The organism is Pseudomonas sp. E45-MNA-CIBAN-0222, from assembly GCF_040310405.1.
Lineage (GTDB): Bacteria > Pseudomonadota > Gammaproteobacteria > Pseudomonadales > Pseudomonadaceae > Stutzerimonas > Stutzerimonas stutzeri_AC.
This window is the reverse complement of the sequence record NZ_JBEOPU010000006.1, coordinates 154266-170981: the sequence shown is the minus strand read 5'-3', so window position 1 is coordinate 170981 and position 16716 is coordinate 154266. Positions and strand designations below refer to the sequence as shown.

Here is a 16716-nt window from a genome sequence, read left to right as displayed (position 1 = left end):
TGTTACTCGATGGGGTTACGGTTGTAGAGCTGAACTTCGCTGCCACGCCAGCGACGCACGGCCTTCTGGAAAAACAGACTATTGGGCACCTGCACGATGGCACCGGTGCCCGCTTCGGCCACCTCTTCCAAGGTGGTGTAGACCAGATTGATGTCGATCACACGCCCCTTGACGATCGGCTTGTCGAAAGCCTCGACGATCTCCACCACATCGCCCAGACGGAACGGCCCGACGGTCAGGATCAGCACTGCGCAGAGCAAGTTGGACAGTACGCTCCAGATCGCGAAGAAGGCAATCGCCGCTACTGCGACGAAACCGGAGATGGCGGTCCACAGCACCGTGGCGGACACACCGAAGCGCTCCAGCACCATGATCAGCGCACCGCCCATGATGAACCAGCGGATGCCACCGCGCACCGGGATCAGCAGCTCAGGCGGCAGTGGATAGCGTGACGACAGGCGGGTCAGCCCGCGGGCGACTACACGTTGCAGCACGTAGGCGACCAGCAGAATCAACAGTACCTGCAGCCCCAACATCCACTGCAGCTGCCACTCCTCGACCAACGACAGCCAAGGCTCGCTCATGCACTGGCCTCCAGTTGCGCCTGCAGGCCTTCGAGGGTTTCCAGCGCTTCCAGCCACGCCTCTTCCAACTCGCCTTCGCGAACCTTCAGTTCGGCCTGCTTGGCCAGCAGTTCCCGTAACTCATCCTTGCGCGCAACATCATAAAGCGCGCTGTCGCCCAGCCTCGTTTCCAGCTCAGCTAGCTTGTCGTGTACTACGGCCAGATCCTTCTCCAGCTTGTCGGCCTGGCGCTTGTGCGGCGCCAGCTGCTGACGCAAGGCCGCGGCTGCTTGACGCTGGGCGCGCTTGTCGGTCTTGTCCGCAGCAGGTTCGCCGCTGGAAATGGGCTGCTGGCGCGCACGGTAGTCCACCAACCAGCGCGCATAGTCCTCGAGGTCTCCGTCGAAGCTCTGCACCTGACCGTCGGCCACCAGCAAAAACTCATCGGTGGTGCTTTTAAGCAGATGGCGGTCGTGGGATACGACCAGCACCGCACCTTCGAAATCCTGCAGGGCGAGCGTCAGCGCCAGGCGCATTTCCAGGTCGAGGTGGTTGGTCGGTTCGTCGAGCAGCAACAGGTTGGGCTTGCCCCAGGCGATCAGCGCTAGCGCCAGGCGCGCTTTCTCGCCGCCGGAGAAATTCAACACCGGCTCGTCACAGCGCGCGCCACGAAAATCGAAGCCTCCGAGGAAATCGCGCAGGGTTTGTTCGCGCTCGTTCGGGGCAATGCGCTGCAGATGCAGCAGCGGGCTGGCCTTCGGGTCGAGTGAGTCCAGCTGGTGCTGGGCAAAGTAGCCAACCACCAGATTCTCGCCACGCTGCAAACGACCACCCAGCGGGACGAGCTCGGCCGCGAGCGTCTTGATCAGCGTCGACTTGCCCGCACCATTGGGCCCCAACAGGCCTATGCGCGCGCCGGGCACGAGCTGCAGCTTGACCTTCTCCAGCACCACCTTTTCGCCATAACCAAGCCGCCCTTCGCTCAGATCGAGCAATGGACTGGAGACCTTATCCGCCTCACGGAAGCGGAAATCGAATGGGGAATCCACATGCGCCGGAGCCAGCTCCTCGAGGCGTTCGAGCGCCTTGATCCGGCTCTGGGCCTGGCGCGCTTTGGTCGCCTGCGCCTTGAAGCGGCGGATGTAGCTCTCCATGTGCGCGCGCTGCGCCTGTTGTTTCTCGAAGGCCTGCTGCTGCTGAGCCAAGCGCTCGGCGCGGGTGCGTTCGAAGGCCGAATAGCCGCCGCGGTAAAGCGTCAGCTTGCGCTGTTCGAGATGAATGACGTGATCAACCACCGCATCAAGGAAATCCCGGTCGTGGGAAATCAACAGCAAGGTGCCGGGGTAGCCTTTGAGCCAGTCCTCCAACCAGAGGATCGCATCGAGATCGAGGTGGTTGGTGGGTTCATCCAGCAGCAACAGGTCGGACGGACACATCAGCGCCTGGGCAAGGTTCAGGCGCATGCGCCAGCCACCAGAGAAGCTGCTGACTGGCAGCGTCATCTGTTCGTTGGCAAAGCCCAACCCGGCCAGCAACTTGCGCGCACGGGCGTCGGCACTGTAGCCATCGAGATTGTCCAGCTCGGTGTGCAGGCGAGCCAGGGCATTGCCATCATGCGTGCGCTCAGCAGCGGCGAGCTCAGCCTGGACACGCCGCAACTGGATATCACCATCGAGTACATAGTCCACCGCCAGGCGGTCAAGCGTATCGATCTCCTGGCGCATGTGCGCAATGCGCCAGTCCGGCGGCAAGTAGCAGTCGCCGCCATCGGGCACCAACTCGCCCCGCAACAGGGCGAACAAGGTCGATTTACCCGCGCCATTGGCGCCGATCAGGCCGGCCTTCTGACCGGGGTGCAGGGTCAGCTCGGCACCTTCCAGCAAACGCTGCGGGCCACGCTGTAGAGTGAGGTTCTGAAGTCGGATCATAATGTTGCCGAGTTTATCAGTTCGCCTGGAATACCAGCCGGGCTCCCCACAAAAAAAGGCGTTTTGCTGATGACGAGCTCCGATCTCTGGACCTTCGCTCTGCGCTGCTACGCACGACCAGGCGTCGAAGACGCCTGCCTGGAGTTGCAGACTCTGGGAGCGGATGTCTGTGTGCTGCTTTGCGCGGCCCAGCTCGAGGCACGAGGGGTCGCCTGCGAGCAGGGGCGGCTGCATTTGCTCGAGGAGGTTGCCGCGCCCTGGCGACAGCAGGTAATTCAGCCGTTGCGCCACCTGCGTCAGGCATGGCGTCCGCTGGCGGAGCAGGACGAGGTCCTGCGCAATCTGCGCGAAACGTTGAAGAAACTAGAGCTGGAGGCCGAACGCAGCTTACTGGAGCGATTACACGCCGCCAGCAGCGGATGGGCAGCCGCTACCGGGCCCAACGACTGGCTGGGTGCCCTGGCACCAACAGCCAACTGCCGCGCGGCGCTGGAAACCCTGCGCAGCGCGGCTTATCAGACTCAGCTGGAGCTAGATGACGTCTGAGTGGGGGTAGTGCCCGTTCGCTTTGCTGCAGGCTTACGTGCCGCAGGCTTTTTCGCAGCAGGTTTGGCGGCCGGCTTGGCTGGCACGTCCACAATAGGAGCGGCGTTCTCCGCGGACTGAGGAGTGACAGCTGCCTTAGCGGCGCTAATTGCCCGGGGCCGAGCCGGGGCCTTACTCGTGGCCGAGCGTGCACTGGCTGGCTTGGGTGCGGCTGCGCGGGCCGGGGATTTTGCTGTTGCTGGCGAGGTGGCCGGAGTTTTAACAACCGGCTTTACCGCGGCCTTGGTTGCTGGGGCCTTGGTTGCTGGGGCTTTGGCGGATGCCGCCCCCGTCTTGGCAGCAGCAGGCGCTGCCTTGCTGGCAGGCTTGCTCGCCGTCGGCCGGGAGGTCGCGGCCGGCTTAGCAGCTGCCGGTTGCTGCCGGCTCTGCAAGGCTTTGCCCGCGGCATCAGCGACCTGTCGAATACCCTGAGTCAGCTTCAGACTTTGCTCAGCATCGCGCTTGAGCTCAGCGAGGTACGTCAGGGTTTCGCTCTGACGTGCCTGCAGCAATGCAAGGGACTCTTCAAGTTCGGTAAGCCGCGTGCGTGCCTTGGTCTGCGCCTTCGCCTTACCTGCGCTACCGGCCTCGTCCAGCTTCGCCCGCGCCTTTGTCAGCTTGTCCTGCGCCTTGCCACGCTGCTTTTGCAGTTTGGCGAGCGCACTTTCGGCGTCCTTGACCGCCTGAGCGCAGGCCTTGTCCAGATGTTCGATAAGACTGTGCGAAAGCTGCTGCAGCAAATGCAGCGGAGTGGTGACCGACTTCTTCTTCGCGGGCATGTAGGTGCCTCCTGGCAGGAACGATGCACCCATACTAGACGGCCCACCAGGTAGCCGCCAGGGGGCCACACCCGCCGAAGCGGGCGACTCGCGTCTCAGGCCGTCGCAGCAGCCTGCTTGTGCGCGGTGTGCAGTACTTCGATCAGGCAGTCTTCGAGTTCGAAGCGCTCGTGCAACAGCTGACCGAGCTTCTTGAGCTCATCGCCTAGGCCTGGAGTCCCCAGGCAATCACCCTTCTCGCAGCGATCATTGAAGCCGAGCGCGACCTGCGTGATCGTTTCGATACGCGGGTAAATCTGCTTGGCAAGCTCGATGGCCGGCGCGTCACCAAAGGCTTCGGCCTCGGCAAGCAGCTGTTCGTAGATCTCGAAGTGGCCAGCCGAGACATAGTCGACCAGGTATTCGCAGAACCGCTGCAGGGCCTGACGAGCAGTGTCGTCGCGCTCCGCGTGCAGACCGTCGTAGGCATTGATCAGCGCGTGGCGCTCGTGCAGCCAACGGTCGATCAGCAGATGTACACCACCCCAGCGTTCCTGGGCATTCCGACAGCTCTCGAGCATGATGACCTCACTTCCCTAATCGATGTTGCTTGTACGCCATTCCGAGACGTTTTTGTCTTTCGGTATCGGCCTTTGGGTGAGTGACGGTAACGAGTGGCAAGAATCCGTCACCGCACGAGCAGACTATGCCGCGGCGCTCGAAGCATCAAGCAAAATGCCGCCAAATCTCACACGCACGCTGCGGCCCCGAAGAAGCCACAGATCCATGAGAAGACCCTGCAAGCGCAGCGGTAGTTCGACGAAGGGAAGATGAAAGATGCGCTCAGTCGCGCCTTAGCAGTTGCCAGATGCAGATGACGGCCATGCCGATAAAGCCCAGCAGACTCCACTCGGGAATGCTCAGCCCCAGCAGAGTCCAGCTCACTTCCGCACATTCGGCGGTGCCGTGCAGCACCAGACGGACGATCTCCTGGAACGGAAACGCCTCCATCATGTACTCCAAACTCGGCAAACAGCTCGGTAGCTGATCGGCAGGCACACTTTGTAACCAGATCTGACGTATCGCGGTCGCACTACCGGCCGCTACAAACAATAGGGCAAAGCCGGCATAGACGCGCCGTGCCGTCTTCGCAGGGCCATGGATCGCTGCGGCGAGACAGACCAAGCCGAAGCCGATTACGCAGATCCGCTGGACGATGCACAACGGACACGGCGCAAGGCCCATCACATGCTCCATGTAGAGCGCGATGGCTATCAGCAGAGCGCTGCCCAGGAAGGAGAGAAGGAATAAAGAACGAGGGCTGGCCAGGCGCATGATGGCTCCGCTAGCTGGAAAAGTTCGCTACGGTAGTGGAAAGCCCAATGGCCTTACAAGCAGCGCGGCGGTCGTGCGGATGCATCAGGCCCGCCACATGGCGGACCTGATTAGCCGATCACAGCGTGGCGGGAAGATTGCGGTCGAGCAAACCGACACCTTGCTGAAAAAGCCGATTGCTGTTTTCGGTATCACCTAGCTGAGCCAGCAGTCGCGCAAGCTCGGCACAGGTCTCCGGACGGTGATCGAAACGCAGGCTTGCCTCGAGATAATCGCGCGCCTTGCCCCACAGTTCGTTGCGCAAACTTAGACGACCCAGTGCAAGCAGCAGCACAGGGTTCTGCGGATGATCCTTGAGCCAGCCCTCGGCATGCGCGAGCTGACGCGCCGGATCTCGACCATGCACCCGCCCGTAGCGCTCCACCAGTCGATCATCGAACTGTCGCTTGATCGCGGCGTAAAGCACTTCTTCGGCCTTGGGTTGCGCGCCGAGCCGGGACAACCCATCGGCGTAAGCGCGCACCACCAGCGGCTCGCTGCGCAGCGCGCTGGGGACGGTCTGCCAACGCTGGTTCAGCGCTTCTACACTGGCCTCGGCAGATATCTCTGACGGTTGACCGGCCTGCTCCACCGCAGCGGTCCAGGCCAGCACTTCCAGTTCGCTCAAGCGCGGCGCGGGCAACACGCGGTGCTTGCGCAGCTCCGGCAATAGCTTGCACAGCGCCGCCCAGTCCTCGAGTTGTACATAGAGTTGCTGCAGCAACGTCAGGACATACGGATGCCGCGGGTGTTCGGCTTGCAACGCGCTGAGCGATGCGCGGGCTTCAACGTACTGGCCACGGGCAATCTGCAGTTGCGCCTGGGTCAAACCGATTGCCAGCACCGCTTCAGGCTCGCGTTCGAGGGCCTTGTGCAGCAACTCGTCGCTCTGGGCATATTCACCCAGCTCGTTGGCCGCACGCGCCGCGCCCAGGTAATGCACAAGTGGTTGACGGTCTTTTTCCGCCGCCAGCTGAAGATGCCCGAGCGCGGGGCCCCACTGCCCCTCGGCTAGTTCACGCATGCCACAGCGCGACGCCTTCTCAGCTCTGCGGGCACGGTGGCGCCGCGACCAAGGGTTAACCAGCGCTCCAGATATCTGCAGCAACCCCAACAACCAGTGCACCACCATGGCCAGCAGCCACAGACAGCCAACCAGCGCCAGGAAAACCCAGAAGCTCGACTCGTAGCGGAACTGGTCGTAGGTGATCAGTACATAGCCGGCGCCCTGGCTGATCGCCCAACCGAGAAAGCCTGCAATCGCAAGCAGGAGAATGAACACCAGAGCCAGACGTTTCATGTGCGTTGGGCCTCCTGCGCTTCACTCTCCGCGTCCGGCTGAACGGACGACTCTGTGGCGTCGCCTTCATCGCGACGCTCACGTTTCTGCACATAGGCCTGCAGGGCCTGCAATGCCGGCGCCAGATCGGGCAGGGTCACCGCTACCTCGCGCTGTGACAGCTCTGCGAGACGCTTGCGCAGGCCACGTGCCTGGCCGTTATCTTCGCTGAAGTGATCCTGGAGCACTGCGCCGGCCTGCTCCAGCGACTGCCGATAGACCTCGGTATTGCCATTAAGCACGGCCCATTGCGCCTGCTCGATGGCCAGAGACAGCGCCAGGCGCACCTGCCCCAAGGTCTGCCCGGCGAGCAACGGTTTGACGTCGCCACTGGCATCGAAATCCACCCGCACATAGCGCGTGAGCTCGTTCAGCCAACGTTGCCAGCGGCTGTCCTGCGCGCTCTCCGCTGCGGCCTCGCCATTGACGAACTCCGGCGCGAGTGCGCTGAGCTGGCTGGTCTGCCCGCGCAGCGCGCCGAGCTGCAGGAACAGCCCGGTGCGATCGAGCTCAGGCAGGCTGCGTAGCGCTTCGAGCCCTTCGAGCAGCTTCTGCCGCGTGCCGTAGGCACCTGGATCATCCTGCTTTTGCAAAATCAGGTCGGCTTCGTGGACGAGCATTTCCGCACTGTTCACATCTTGCATGGCCGACAGCTGCAGCATCGCCATGCGCAATAGGTGTTCGGCTTCGGCCAGACGCCACTCTTCGCGGCTCGCGCCGAGAACCTGCTCTACACGACCGGAGAGGCGTTGCTGATCGCTTTGCAACGCTGCCAGCAGGCGCCGCCGCTCCTCCAGCTCGCTGGCTGAAGGCAGTTGCTCCAGGCGGCCTAGCCGCGCCGCCAATTCGCGCTCGCGCTCAGCGAGTTGGCGCGTCTGCTCGCCTGTACTTTGCAGCGCCTCGAGCTGACGATCCTCGTTGGCACCAAGCTGCTGCAGCTGCCAGAGGCCGTATCCGCCAAGCGCCACACCGCCCAGACCGAGCAGCAGCGCCAGCGCCGCGACAGACTTCGCGCCGCCAGCGGAACTGGAAGCGGGCTTGGATGGAGCAGGCTTGGCGGGCTTTGCAGGCTCGGCTGCGGGAGTCGGCTCACTGGCTGGGGGTTGCAGCGGTTCTTTCTTGGAATCTGCTTCGCTCACGTTTCCATCCTTTGCTTCAGGAGGCAGTCACCGCGGTTTCCCGCAGCGCCGCCAGCAAGGCCGCGACACCTGCGCCGCGGCAATCCACAATTCGTTTGGCGCCCAACTGCCGAGCCATCTCCGCCACCCGCGGGCTGGGTACGAACAAGGGTAGCTCAAGCATTTCGGGCCAGGTATCGGCCGCCAGATCACGCAGCGACAGCAAACCCTGTCCACTGCTGACCACCAGGCCGTTGAGCCGTTCCGAGCGGACCATGGTTGCCAGCGTTAGCGCAGGGTAATCGGGCAGGCTGCGCCGGTAGAGTTCGAGCATATCCACCTGCACGCCACGCCCACGCAACGTCTCGGCCAGGAACTCGCGACCACCCTCCCCGCGCAGGATCAACACCTTTGGATCGGGCCTGGCCAGCGCTTCGTCGAGTCGCGGCAGCGCCAGCAATGCCTCGCTGTCATCGCCACGCTCCGGCCAGCTGACGTCCAGCCCATAGCTTTCCAGAATCGCGCCGGTGGCGGCGCCGACGCTGAACCACGCTGGGCCGAGCGGAGGTTGCGGCCAGTACTTGTCGAGTAACTCGATACCCAACCGCGCCGCGGGCTTGCTGACCACGATGACCGCGCAGTAGCGATCCAGCTCAAGAATCGTCGCGCGCTGCTCGGCAGTTTCTGCCAAGGGCTCGATCGCCAGCAGTGGCAGACTCGCGCTACGAATGCCAGCTTCAGCCAACGATGCCGCGACCGCACCGCATTCCTCGGCCGGCCGCGTCAGCAGCAGACGCCAGCCGGTCACTCGTGACCAGCCTCGCCGTAAACTGCCTGGAGAATCTGCTCAGCACCCTGGTCCAACAGCGCTTCGGCAACCTGCACACCCAACGCCTCGGCTTCGGCGGCCGGCGCACGACCTTCGGCGCGCAGCAGCACGGTGCCATCCGGCTGGCCGACCAATCCGCGCAACCACAGCTGTTCGCCTTCAAGCACCGCGTAACAGGCGATCGGCACCTGGCAGCCACCGTTCAAGCGCTTGTTCAAGGCACGCTCGGCGACGACCCGGGTCGCGGTCGGCGCGTGGTTCAGGCATTCCAGCAGCGCATGCAGTTCGCTGTCGGTGGTACGGCACTCGATACCGACCGCGCCCTGACCGCCGGCCGGCAGACTCTCATCGACGCCAATGCTGGAGCGGATGCGCTCGCCGAAGCCAAGGCGGATCAGCCCCGCAGCAGCGAGGATGATGGCGTCGTACTCGCCAGCATCGAGCTTGGCCAATCGGGTGTTGACGTTGCCGCGCAGGAACCGGATCTTCAGGTCCGGCCGGCGCGCCAGCAGCTGGGCTTGGCGGCGCAGCGACGAGGTGCCGACCACACTGCCGGGTGGCAGCGCATCCAGGTCGTCGAAATGATTGGAGACGAAGGCATCACGCGGGTCTTCGCGTTCACAGATGCAGTACAGCCCTAGGCCCTCGGGAAACTCCATCGGCACGTCCTTCATGGAGTGCACGGCGATGTCGGCGTCGTTCTCCATCAGTGCCGTTTCCAGCTCCTTGACGAACAATCCCTTGCCGCCAATTTTCGCCAGCGGAGCGTCGAGCAGTTTGTCGCCGCGGCTGACCATCGGCACCAGGCTGACCTTCAGCCCCGGGTGCGACGCCTCCAGGCGCGCCTTGACGTATTCGGCCTGCCACAGGGCCAGGGCACTCTTGCGGGTGGCGATGCGAATTTCGCGAGACATGGGCAATTCCAGACAGTGAATTGCCGGCGATGATAACAGGCCGGACAAGCAGCCTGAGTTGGCCGGAATCAAGTAAAGGGCGGTGCTGCAGCGACGGCACTGAAGTACGGCGATGAAGCGCGTCAGCAGCCAGGCTGAGGAGCACCATCGCCGAATGCAGCGCGACTCAGAGGTTCTGCATCAACTTGCGCACACCTGCCACGTGTCGCCGGCTGACCGTCAGCGCTTCGCCCTCAAGGCCCTTGAGGAACAGCTGGAAGTGCCCAAGCGGCGTGCGCTGCAGGCGCTCGATGCGATCACGGAACACCAGCGCATTGCGGTGAATACGCACGAAGCGCTCACCAAACTCGTCTTCCAGAGACTTCAACGGCTCGTCCAGCAGCACTTCACCGCCAACGTGGCGCAGCGTGACGTACTTGTGGTCGGCAATGAAGTAGATCACGTGATCCAGCGGGATCAGCTCAATGCCCTTGCGGGTACGCGCGCTGATGTGACTGCGCGGCCCGGCACCGGATACCGCCGCCGGCCGGGTCAACGCGGCGAGCTGCACCCGGTTCGGCCGCTCCGCCTTCTTCAAGGCCTCGGAGAGGTGTTCCGGGCGCACCGGCTTGACCAGGTAGCCAACCGCGCTCACCTGGAACGCCTCCAGGGCAAATTCATCATGGGCAGTACAAAAGATCACGGCAGGCGGCGCGTCGGTCTCGCAAAGCCTGGCTGCAACCTGCAGGCCATCGAGCCCCGGCATGCGGATATCCAGCAGCACGACATCAGGGCGCATTTCCTCGATCAGCGTCAGTGCTTCTTCGCCATTGCTGGCAGCAGGCTCGAGGACACGATAGCCGTCGAGGTCACCTACCAGTCGGCTGAGGCGCTCGCGGGCTAGAGGTTCGTCATCGACAATCAGGACATTCATATAGATCTGGCTTCCTGCGTTTGTCTCGCACATGGATAGCGTAGACATGTGTAATGGCGGCCTTCACGGCGCTCCACGCTGAGACTCGCTAGCGGACCGAAAAGTGCCGCTAATCGTGCGTCAATGTTCTGCAAGCCCTGGCGCGTTCCGCGTGAAGCCTGCGTTTGAGCGGATTCGTCGAACGGGTTGCTGACCACCAACTGAAACACGCCACCGACATAATCGGCGGTCACACTGATCACTCCCCCCTCGATACGTGGCTGAATGCCATAGACCAGCGCATTCTCCAGCAGCGGTTGCAGCGTGAGCTGCGGAATCGGCAGATCGTCCGGTACTCCGTCGACCCGCCAGTCCATCTGTAGACGATCACCCAGGCGATACTGTTCGATCGAAAGGTAGCGCCGCGACAACTCCAGCTCCTCGCTCCAGGCCACCAACGTGCCGGGCCGCGCCAGGCTGGCACGGAACAGGTCCGACAGATCCAGCACCGCCTGCTCGGCCTTGACCGGATCGCTGGCCACCAGTGCGGCGATGCTGTTGAGGCTGTTGAACAGGAAATGCGGACGGATGCGCGCCTGCAGCGACTCGATCCGCGCCCGCAGCTCGGCCTGCTCCTGGCGGCGCCACTGACTCTGCAGATAGAAATAGCGTAGCAACAGCCCGGACATGATCAGGCTGATCAGCGCGTGACGCAGGTAGAGATTGACCTCCCCGTCGCGCGAAAGCGGGCCGCCGAGCTGGTAGATATCGGCCACCGCGGTGCAGGCCAGGGTCAGCCCGACCACCAGCGCGCAGCAGGCCAGCCCGGCGAAGGCAGTGCGCAGACGCGCCAGCACGGGCCGCAGCAGACACATGGTGCCGGCCGAGAGCAGCACGATCCACTGCACGAACAACGACGTCAGCGCCAGCCGCATCCAGTCAAAGCCAGGCTGCATCGGCTCGGCCAGCACCAGCACGAACACCAGCAACTCGGCGAGCAGGACCAGGCCAAGCAAGGCATCGGGCTGGCACAGCTCGGGGACGAAGAAGTCATCGGATACGGCAGTGGATTTCACGCGCTTCAGCCTGTGGTTTACCTGCCCGGCAGTTTCCTTGCACACCCGGTCAACGGCAAGCCGGGCGCCGGTCAGCCCAGTGGAATAATCCGGAATTGCCAGCCAGCTCACCCTTCGCCGCCGTAGCGTCGACGTCCCCGACAGCGGCACCATCCCTGTTATCATCGCCGCCTTTCCTCAGCCTTCGGATTTCTGCGAGCGCATACATGAGCACCGACAAGACCAACCAGTCCTGGGGCGGCCGTTTCAGCGAGCCCGTCGACGCCTTCGTCGCCCGATTCACCGCCTCCGTCGAGTTCGACAAGCGCCTCTACCGCCACGACATCATGGGTTCGATCGCCCATGCGACGATGCTGGAAAAGGCCGGCGTGCTGAGCGCCGATGAGCGCGAGCAGATCATCGCCAACCTGAAAGACATTCAGGGCGAAATCGAAGCCGGCACCTTCGACTGGCGCGTCGACCTGGAAGACGTGCACATGAACATCGAAGCACGGCTGACCGACCGCATCGGCGTAACCGGCAAGAAGCTGCACACCGGGCGCTCGCGCAACGACCAGGTCGCGACTGACATCCGCCTGTGGCTGCGCGATGAAATCGACCTAATCCTCGGCGAAATCACCCGTCTGCAGCAGGGTCTGCTGGGTCTCGCGGAGGCCGAAGCCGACACCATCATGCCCGGTTTCACCCACCTGCAGACCGCGCAGCCGGTGACCTTCGGCCATCACCTGCTGGCCTGGTTCGAGATGCTCAGCCGTGACTATGAGCGCCTGGTCGACTGCCGCAAGCGCACCAACCGCATGCCGCTCGGTTCGGCCGCGCTGGCTGGCACCACCTACCCGATCCAGCGGGAGATCACCTGCGAACTGCTGGGTTTCGAAGCGATCTCCGGCAACTCACTGGATGGCGTTTCCGATCGCGACTTCGCTATTGAGTTCTGTGCAGCAGCCTCGGTGGCGATGATGCACCTGTCGCGCTTCTCCGAAGAGCTGGTGCTGTGGACCAGCGCGCAATTCCAGTTCATCGACCTGCCGGATCGCTTTTGCACCGGTTCCTCGATCATGCCGCAGAAGAAGAACCCGGACGTACCCGAGCTGGTGCGCGGTAAGACCGGCCGCGTATTCGGCGCGTTGGCAGGCCTGCTGGTGCTGATGAAGGGCCAGCCGCTGGCCTACAACAAGGACAACCAGGAAGACAAGGAACCGCTGTTCGATGCCGCGGACACCCTGCGCGATAGCCTGCGCGCCTTTGCCGACATGGTTCCGGCGATCAAACCCAAGCGCGAAATCATGCGCGAAGCGGCGCTGCGCGGCTTCTCCACCGCGACGGATCTCGCCGATTACCTGGTGCGCAAGGGACTGCCCTTCCGCGACTGCCACGAGATCGTCGGCCACGCGGTGAAGTACGGTGTGCAGACCGGCAAGGACCTGGCCGAGATGAGCCTGGACGAGCTGCGCCAGTTCAGCGATCAGATCACTGACGATGTGTTCGCCGTGCTGACTCTGGAAGGCTCGGTGAACGCCCGCAACCATATCGGCGGTACGGCACCGGCCCAGGTACGCGCTGCCGTGGCACGCGGCAAGAGCCTGCTGGCCACTCGGTGATTACGCCAGGCCGACGTATCTCCGTGGTCGGCTGTTCGGGTGCAGGCAAGACCACCCTATCGCGTCGGTTGGCAGCGCAGCTCGGTTATCGCCATATCGAGCTGGATGCCCTGTATCACCAGCCCGACTGGCAAACCGTGCCCACCGAGCAGTTCCAGGCTCAGGTCGCCGAAGCAATACGCGGTGATGGCTGGGTCGTGGAAGGCAACTATTCCGCGGCCCGCCCTTTGGTGCTGGAGCACGCGGATATGGTGATCTGGCTCGATGTGCCGCGACCGACCGTAATGCGCCAGGTGCTCTGGCGCACCTTACGACGGCTTTTCAGCCGTCAGGTGCTGTGGAACGGCAACCGTGAACGCTGGGCCAACCTGTTCAGCCTCAAGCCCGAACAGTCCATTCTGGTCTGGAGCTGGACGCGCCATGCCAAATACCGCCATCGCTATGGCGAAGAAATGCGCAATGCTCCGGCGCATCGCCAATACCTGCGACTGGATTCACGCCAGGCCGTCGAACGCTTTCTTGCGGGCCTGTCAGCCGGCGCCGCCACTCGATAAACGACCGATCTTCTGGATGAACGAGATGCCACTGAACATTCGCCCCGCGGTGCGCGAAGACGCCGCCCTGATCCTGCGCTTCATCACCGATCTGGCGATCTACGAAAAGGCCGAGCACGAGGTCAAGACCGACATCGCCGGGATCGAGAACAGCCTGTTCGCCGACGGCAGCACAGCCCACGGCTTGATCTGCGAGCTGGACGGCGAGCCCATCGGCTACGCGGTGTACTTCTTCAACTACTCGACCTGGCTGGGCAAGCACGGCCTGTACCTGGAAGATCTTTACGTCACGCCACAACAGCGCGGCGTCGGTGCCGGCAAGGCGCTGCTGCGCCATCTCGCCAAACTGGCGGTGGCCCGCGGCTGTGGCCGCTTCGAATGGTCGGTCCTTGACTGGAACCAGCCGGCCATCGACTTCTACGAATCCATCGGCGCCAGGCCACAGAACGAGTGGATCGGCTACCGTCTTACCGGCGACGCGCTGACAGATTTCGCAGCAGGCTGACCTCCACTAAAGCGCGCCTGCCCCATATTCCGGAGATACGATGCAGCCGCGCAAACCTCGCCAGCCCTTCGCCAACGTCTGGTTCTTCCCTACGGCGGCGCTGTATGCGGCGTTTCTGCTCCCCGGGTCGGTCCTTATCCTACTTGGGCTGGTTCCCGCACTGCCCGGGTTGGCGACGTCCGCCGGTCACGCCCATGAAATGCTCTTCGGCTTCGCCCTGGCCGTGATCGCCGGCTACCTGCTCGGCCCGCAGCCACTGCGCTTTACCCTGACATTGCTCGGCTGCTGGGCGCTGGCAAGGCTGAGCTTCCTGCTATGGCCGGGCTCGTGGCTGGCGCTGGCCAGCGCCGCAACCTTTGCTGCCGGCCTTGCCTGGAAAGTACTGCCGCGCTTTCTCGGCGCCGCGAAGAAATGGCGCAACCAGAGCGTTGCACCAGTGGTCGCCGGACTGAGTCTACTTAGCGCAATCGCCAGCGGCGGCTTTGGAGCTGGCTTCGATCGCCTCATGCTAGAAGAGGCGCTGCTATTGATCGCGGCCCTGATGTTTTTCATGGGCGGACGGATCATTGCACCGGCCATCGCTGGCTACGCGCAAAGCCGAGGATGGCGGCTGGATGCGCGGGTCCAGCCACATATCGAAGGCACCGTGCTGATCCTGCTGGGCCTGGCCCTGCTGCTCAATCTCCTGCCTTGGTCGCTGAGCCGCCAGTTGACCGGTGTCCTGCTCGTCGCCGCAGGCGTACTCACAACGATACGTCTACTACGCTGGCGACCCTGGCGCTGCATGCGCATCGATCTACTGATTCTGCTTCTAGGCTATACCTGGCTCGCAGTTGGCCTGCTGATGCTCGGCCTGGGTACGCTGCGACCGACGCTGCCATTGAACGCAACGCTGCACGCTTTGAGCGTCGGCGCACTGGGCGGCCTGACCTTCGCGGTCATGGCCCGCACACGACTGATCTATCGTTTCCGCGATCCAACCGTCCATCCTCGGCTTCAGGCGGCAGCTCTGCTCCTAAGCCTGGCGGCTCTTGCTCGCGTACTACCAGCTCTGCTGAACCAGCCTCAGCAGGGCTGGTTGCTGCTCGCAGCCGGCTGCTGGTCGCTGGCCTTTCTTACACTGGTGCTGCTGCTATGGCGCTGTCGCGATGCGCACGCCGATAGTCCGCGCCACCCGACTGACCGCTGAGTCATCGCTCGGAACTCTCGGGGATTACGCTTGACCTACATGCAGCCGGTGGCGAATTCCTTTTACGTCTGCCGTACTCACCGAGGCCTGCATGACCGACCTGCGCACCCTGCTGCTGAATCAGGACACCCAGGGCGCCGAGCTCTTCGACTCGCCCAAGGAACGCCTGATCTTCTACCGCTCCGAAATTCACTTCGAGTCCACACTGCTGGCAGATCGCACCAGCACCTACCTGTCATCACAGTCGTTCCTGATGATCGCGTTCGCCTCATCCATGGCCAACAGCAACCCCGAATGGGGCGACCTGTTCCGCTTGGTAGTGCCGGCAATTCTCTCCGTGCTGGGTTTGATCACCTCGCTCCATGCCATGCCCGGCATCAAATCGAATTTCGAGGTGATCGAGCGCTGGCATCAGAAGCAGTCCGAACTCCTGCAGCTCGAAGGCCGCGTGGGCATGCTGCCGAACAACGAGTCGGCCCTGTTCGGCGAGGGCACCAGCCCGGTAGGCGGACCTCGCTACAAACGCACCCTACTGTTCTCGCTGCGTACGCCCATCATTTTCTCGCTGGTGTGGGCCGCATTCGGCCTGCTGTGCCTGGCACTGAGCTTCATGGACTGAGCCGCAGCATTGCCCCGACGGCTGCCAGATGCTTAGCTGAGGGCATCCATACGGAGGAGCCCATGTCCGAATCAGACCGCCCCCGCTTTCGCGTCGATGCTGATCGCCAGGCAGCCCAGCGCCGGGTACGCTACGTCGAAACCAATCGGCCGGACGACGGCAGCTGCACGATCTGTCAGCTGGACGAGGAGAATCCGGCACCGCTCGACGAGAACCCCGCCATGGCCCAAGACACCCCCAGCAACGAAGAAAACGAAGCCTTTGCCGAGTCCACGTTGATCCAGGCAATCGAGAATCAGCTCGAAGCCGGCGAACCGGCGGCTACCCAGGCCACCCTTAACAAGTTGACCCTGGTCGGCTACGAGCGCGACGAATGTCTGCAGATGATGGCGCTGGTTCTGGCTCACGAAATCAACGCGATGCTCAGTGAGGACCGCCCATTCGACGGGGCTGCCTACGAGGCCATGTTGCGTAACCTGCCGCAAATGCCTGAAACACCCGAATAAGATCTGGATCAAGGCAGGGCCAACGGCAGCATCTACACTCAGCAAACAGGGCACGAGCCCACCATCCGAGGAGCGAGCATGTCGTATACCCCTGAGTTGGTCGCCGAACTGGAAGTACTTCGACAGTTCAATCTGGAAAATCTGCAGGAAGGGCTGAAGGTGCATCACGAAGCCGGCCCCGCTACCGTCGCCGCTTTCGGCCGCCTGCACAGCAAAGGCCTTATCACTCAAGCCGACGGCGGATATCTCACCAGCCTGGGCCGCGACGCGGCCGAACAGGCGCAGACGTTGCTCACCATCCTTTCCGAAACCGTGACGGCCTGAAACTCCCCTAGCGTTCTGCTCCACCCGCTCAGGGTCGGCTAA

The 16716-nt window shown here is 63.2% G+C and carries 19 protein-coding genes; 8 read left to right on the top strand and 11 right to left on the bottom strand.

The annotated features are described in order from the left end of the window. Positions 1 to 2 precede the first annotated feature (2 nt). Both AAEZ08_RS11200 and AAEZ08_RS11195 read right to left on the bottom strand, forming a co-directional pair. A complete protein-coding gene (locus AAEZ08_RS11200; protein WP_058063657.1) occupies positions 3 to 584 on the bottom strand; it encodes a mechanosensitive ion channel domain-containing protein in 582 nt (193 codons plus the stop codon). Next, positions 581 to 2491 carry an ATP-binding cassette domain-containing protein gene (locus AAEZ08_RS11195; protein WP_500124283.1) on the bottom strand — a complete coding sequence of 637 codons (1911 nt, stop codon included), beginning with the start codon at positions 2489 to 2491 and terminating at the stop codon, positions 581 to 583. Before AAEZ08_RS11195 ends, AAEZ08_RS11200 begins: the two co-directional genes overlap by 4 nt. Before the next feature lie 69 nt (positions 2492 to 2560). Here AAEZ08_RS11195 and AAEZ08_RS11190 point away from each other — a divergent pair, with 69 nt between their 5' ends. Then, positions 2561 to 3037 (top strand): TIGR02444 family protein, encoded by a 477-nt coding sequence (locus AAEZ08_RS11190; RefSeq protein ID WP_500124282.1) that lies wholly within the window; start codon positions 2561 to 2563, stop codon positions 3035 to 3037. On the opposite strand, the gene AAEZ08_RS11185 is transcribed toward AAEZ08_RS11190, so the two are convergent. The 9 genes from AAEZ08_RS11185 to AAEZ08_RS11145 form a co-directional block, all read right to left on the bottom strand. Continuing rightward, positions 3013 to 3855 (bottom strand): AlgP family protein, encoded by an 843-nt coding sequence (locus tag AAEZ08_RS11185; protein ID WP_500124281.1) that lies wholly within the window; start codon positions 3853 to 3855, stop codon positions 3013 to 3015. The genes AAEZ08_RS11190 and AAEZ08_RS11185 overlap by 25 nt on opposite strands. A 95-nt stretch (positions 3856 to 3950) precedes the next feature. Further along, complete coding sequence (locus AAEZ08_RS11180; protein WP_003283444.1) at positions 3951 to 4415, bottom strand: Rsd/AlgQ family anti-sigma factor; 465 nt, start codon at positions 4413 to 4415, stop codon at positions 3951 to 3953. A 262-nt stretch (positions 4416 to 4677) separates the two neighbouring features. Beyond that, positions 4678 to 5169 carry a disulfide bond formation protein B gene (locus tag AAEZ08_RS11175; protein WP_003283443.1) on the bottom strand — a complete coding sequence of 164 codons (492 nt, stop codon included), beginning with the start codon at positions 5167 to 5169 and terminating at the stop codon, positions 4678 to 4680. Positions 5170 to 5287: 118 nt separating this feature from the next. Continuing rightward, positions 5288 to 6508: a heme biosynthesis HemY N-terminal domain-containing protein gene (locus AAEZ08_RS11170; protein WP_427702592.1), complete on the bottom strand. Its 1221-nt coding sequence runs from the start codon at positions 6506 to 6508 to the stop codon at positions 5288 to 5290. Beyond that, positions 6505 to 7686 (bottom strand): uroporphyrinogen-III C-methyltransferase, encoded by a 1182-nt coding sequence (locus AAEZ08_RS11165; protein ID WP_102820693.1) that lies wholly within the window; start codon positions 7684 to 7686, stop codon positions 6505 to 6507. Before AAEZ08_RS11165 ends, AAEZ08_RS11170 begins: the two co-directional genes overlap by 4 nt. Positions 7687 to 7702: 16 nt before the next feature. After that, the gene (locus AAEZ08_RS11160; protein ID WP_500124280.1) at positions 7703 to 8473 is read right to left on the bottom strand and encodes a uroporphyrinogen-III synthase; all 771 of its coding nucleotides are present in this window, start codon (positions 8471 to 8473) and stop codon (positions 7703 to 7705) included. After that, positions 8470 to 9408 carry a hydroxymethylbilane synthase gene (hemC, locus tag AAEZ08_RS11155; RefSeq protein ID WP_058063649.1) on the bottom strand — a complete coding sequence of 313 codons (939 nt, stop codon included), beginning with the start codon at positions 9406 to 9408 and terminating at the stop codon, positions 8470 to 8472. Before hemC ends, AAEZ08_RS11160 begins: the two co-directional genes overlap by 4 nt. A 166-nt stretch (positions 9409 to 9574) precedes the next feature. Beyond that, complete coding sequence (locus AAEZ08_RS11150) at positions 9575 to 10321, bottom strand: LytR/AlgR family response regulator transcription factor (protein WP_058063648.1); 747 nt, start codon at positions 10319 to 10321, stop codon at positions 9575 to 9577. Beyond that, on the bottom strand, positions 10318 to 11376 hold the full coding sequence (locus AAEZ08_RS11145) for a sensor histidine kinase (RefSeq protein WP_500124344.1): 1059 nt from the start codon (positions 11374 to 11376) through the stop codon (positions 10318 to 10320). The genes AAEZ08_RS11150 and AAEZ08_RS11145 overlap by 4 nt, the downstream gene beginning before the upstream one ends. Before the next feature lie 206 nt (positions 11377 to 11582). Here AAEZ08_RS11145 and argH point away from each other — a divergent pair, with 206 nt between their 5' ends. The 7 genes from argH to AAEZ08_RS11110 all read left to right on the top strand — a co-directional run bounded on the left by argH (position 11583) and on the right by AAEZ08_RS11110 (position 16674). Continuing rightward, positions 11583 to 12977, top strand: coding sequence for an argininosuccinate lyase (gene argH, locus AAEZ08_RS11140; RefSeq protein ID WP_500124279.1), 1395 nt, complete (start codon positions 11583 to 11585; stop codon positions 12975 to 12977). After that, a complete protein-coding gene (locus AAEZ08_RS11135; protein WP_500124277.1) occupies positions 12974 to 13531 on the top strand; it encodes an AAA family ATPase in 558 nt (185 codons plus the stop codon). The genes argH and AAEZ08_RS11135 overlap by 4 nt, the downstream gene beginning before the upstream one ends. A gap of 25 nt (positions 13532 to 13556) precedes the next feature. Continuing rightward, positions 13557 to 14036 carry a GNAT family N-acetyltransferase gene (locus AAEZ08_RS11130; RefSeq protein ID WP_102820740.1) on the top strand — a complete coding sequence of 160 codons (480 nt, stop codon included), beginning with the start codon at positions 13557 to 13559 and terminating at the stop codon, positions 14034 to 14036. Positions 14037 to 14076: 40 nt separating this feature from the next. Beyond that, a complete protein-coding gene (locus AAEZ08_RS11125) occupies positions 14077 to 15225 on the top strand; it encodes an NnrS family protein (protein WP_500124276.1) in 1149 nt (382 codons plus the stop codon). Positions 15226 to 15316: 91 nt separating this feature from the next. Continuing rightward, a complete protein-coding gene (locus AAEZ08_RS11120) occupies positions 15317 to 15844 on the top strand; it encodes a hypothetical protein (protein ID WP_003283430.1) in 528 nt (175 codons plus the stop codon). A gap of 62 nt (positions 15845 to 15906) precedes the next feature. Further along, positions 15907 to 16350, top strand: a complete 444-nt coding sequence (locus tag AAEZ08_RS11115) for a hypothetical protein (protein ID WP_082643955.1) — start codon at positions 15907 to 15909, stop codon at positions 16348 to 16350. Positions 16351 to 16428: 78 nt separating this feature from the next. Further along, positions 16429 to 16674 carry a TIGR02647 family protein gene (locus tag AAEZ08_RS11110; RefSeq protein ID WP_003283428.1) on the top strand — a complete coding sequence of 82 codons (246 nt, stop codon included), beginning with the start codon at positions 16429 to 16431 and terminating at the stop codon, positions 16672 to 16674. The last annotated feature ends 42 nt before the right edge of the window (positions 16675 to 16716 follow it).